A 688-nucleotide genomic window follows, 5' to 3' on the forward strand; every position below is an offset into this window, starting at 1 on the left:
CTCGATGGCCGCAGCGATGGCCGCGTTGCTCGCCTCCGCGTTCCGGATCGCCTCGGCCTCGATCGGCGACCCGTAGCCGCTGCCGGTCGCCAGACCGCCAGTCTCGTGGTCGGACGTGACGACGACCAGCGTATCGTCTCGGTTCTCGGCGTACTCGAGCGCCCAGTCGACGACCTCGTCGAACTCCTCGGTCTCGGCGACCGTCGTCTGGACGTCGTTCCCGTGCTCGGCGTGGTCGATGCGCCCGCCCTCGACCATCAGGAAGAAACCGTCGTCGTCCTCCTCGAGCCGATCGACGGCGGCCGCAGTCATCTCGGACAGCGACGGGATCGACTCGTCGCGGTCGAGCGTGTACGTGATGTGACTGTCGTCGAACAGCCCGAGCAGCCTGTCGCCGCCCGCCGTCTCGAGGTCGGCGGCGTCGAACAGGACCTCGTAGCCCGACTCTCGCATCCGCTCGAGCAGGTCGGCGTCGAATTCGCGACGGCCACCGCCCATGAGCACGTCGACGTCGCTCTCGGCGTACTGTTCCGCAATCGTTCCCTCCATGCCACGGTCGGGGACGTGCGAGGCGTAGGCGGCCGGCGTCGCGTGAGTGATTCGGGTCGTCGAGACCAGTCCGGTCGCTTTGCCCCGCGCCTGTGCGAGCTCGAGCTGGGTCAGCAGCGGCGTCGCGTCGTCGTCCGCG

General features: G+C 69.0%; 1 protein-coding gene. It reads right to left on the bottom strand.

What is annotated here, in order from left to right; translation table 11 throughout:
* Positions 1-688, bottom strand: a 688-nt coding sequence (locus tag PGX04_RS19410; RefSeq protein WP_273740019.1) for an alkaline phosphatase, incomplete at both ends; no start/stop codon positions are given.

It is taken from the genome of Natrinema soli, from assembly GCF_028618695.1.